This window comes from Micromonospora sp. NPDC050200, from assembly GCF_040656135.1.
Taxonomy (GTDB): Bacteria; Actinomycetota; Actinomycetes; order Mycobacteriales; family Micromonosporaceae; genus Micromonospora.
This window is the reverse complement of sequence record NZ_JBFALG010000162.1, coordinates 1-1,615: the sequence shown is the minus strand read 5'-3', so window position 1 is coordinate 1,615 and position 1,615 is coordinate 1. Positions and strand designations below refer to the sequence as shown.

2 protein-coding genes are annotated in these 1,615 nt (G+C 67.3%); both read left to right on the top strand.

Annotated features, from left to right (window positions below; all coding sequences use genetic code 11):
* The coding region (locus AB0I41_RS35125) for an IS607 family transposase (protein ID WP_357115778.1) at positions 1–400 on the top strand (400 nt) is incomplete at its 5' end.
* The coding region (tnpB, locus tag AB0I41_RS35120; protein WP_357115775.1) for an IS607 family element RNA-guided endonuclease TnpB at positions 397–1,615 on the top strand (1,219 nt) is incomplete at its 3' end. The genes AB0I41_RS35125 and tnpB, both read left to right, overlap by 4 nt.

Genomic DNA, 1,615 nt, shown 5'->3' with positions numbered 1-1,615 from the left:
CGCTGACCAAGGAGATGACCTGGGTCGTCAGGCCATGCGGGTGGTGGAGGGCGCCAATGCGCAGGGTCTCGCCGTTAGCGAGGTCGTCAAGGAGGTCGGTTCCGGACTTGACGGCAAGCGGTGCAAGCTGCATCGGGTCCTGGCTGACCCGACCGTTGCGGTGATCGTGGTCGAGCACCGGGATCGGCTCGCCCGCTTTGGCGTGGAACACCTGGAATCGGCGCTGTCGGCGACCGGCCGGCGTTTGGTTGTTCTGAACTCGCAGGAGACCACCAGCGACCTGGTTTGGGACATGACCGAGGTGCTGACCTCGATGTGCGCCCGGCTGTACGGGCACCGTGCGGCGAAGAATCGCGCGACCCGCGCCGTGGCCGTGGCGACCGGCAAGGTCGCCGAGTGAAGAGGTTCCAGCCCCAGCCGGGCTTTGTCGTGCAGGCCTACCGGTTCGCGCTCGACCCGAACGTGACGCAGGAGCAGGCGCTGCGTTCGCATTGCGGGGCGGCCCGCGCCGCCTACAACTGGGCGGTGTCGTGGGTATCGGCATCCTGGTGGCAGCGCCGGGCGGAGGCCTCCTACGGCGTGCCGGAGGAGGAGTTGACCGAGTGGCGGCCGTGGTCACTGCCCGCACTGCGCAAGGAGTTCAACCAGGTCAAGCGCACTGACCCATGGTTTGCCGACTGGTGGGAGGAGAACTCCAAAGAGGCCTACAGCACGGGCCTGGCCAACGCCGTCGCCGCGTTCGACAACTATGCCAAGTCCAAGCGCGGGCAGCGTAAAGGCCCGCGGATGGGCGTTCCTCGCCGCAGGTCGAAGCACCGGGCGCGCATGTCCTGCCGGTTCACCACCGGAACCATCCGTGTCGAGCCTGACCGCCGCCATGTGACCCTGCCCCGGCTCGGGGTGATCCGTACTCACGAGTCCACGCGCAAGCTTGAGCGCCGTGTGGCGAACGGTAGCGCCCGCATCCTGTCGGCCACCGTGCGGTTCGAGCGGGGCCGGTGGTTCTGCTCGTTCCAGGTCGAGGTCAACAAGAACGAGCGCGCCCCGGCCCGCCAGGATGTGGTGGTCGGGGTGGATCTCGGCGTCAAGTGTCTCGCTGTTGTGGCTGACTCTGGGGGTGAGGTGCGGTACGTGCCGAACCCGGCGCACTACGACACGGCGCTGAAGGTACTCAAGCGGATGTCTCGCAGGGTCTCCCGCCGCCAGGGGCCAAATCGGCGCACCGGCCAGACGCCGTCGAAGCGGTGGCTGATCGCGAACGCCGAACGTAACCACGTGCATCACCGGGTGGCGAACCTGCGGCAAGACGGCCTGCACAAACTCACCACGACCATCAGCGCCGAGTACGGCACGGTGGTGGTGGAAGACCTCAACGTCGCCGGGATGCTGCGTAACCGCCGGCTGGCTCGTAAGATCGCCGACGCCGGGTTCGGCGAGATCCGGCGGCAGATCACCTACAAGACCGGCTGGGCCGGCGGCGTGACTGTCAAGGCTGACCGCTGGTATCCGTCCTCGAAGACCTGTTCGGGCTGCAGCGCAGTGAAAGCCAAGCTGCCGCTGCACTTCAGGACCTTCATCTGCGACGAGTGCGGCCTCATCCTCGACCGGGATGCCA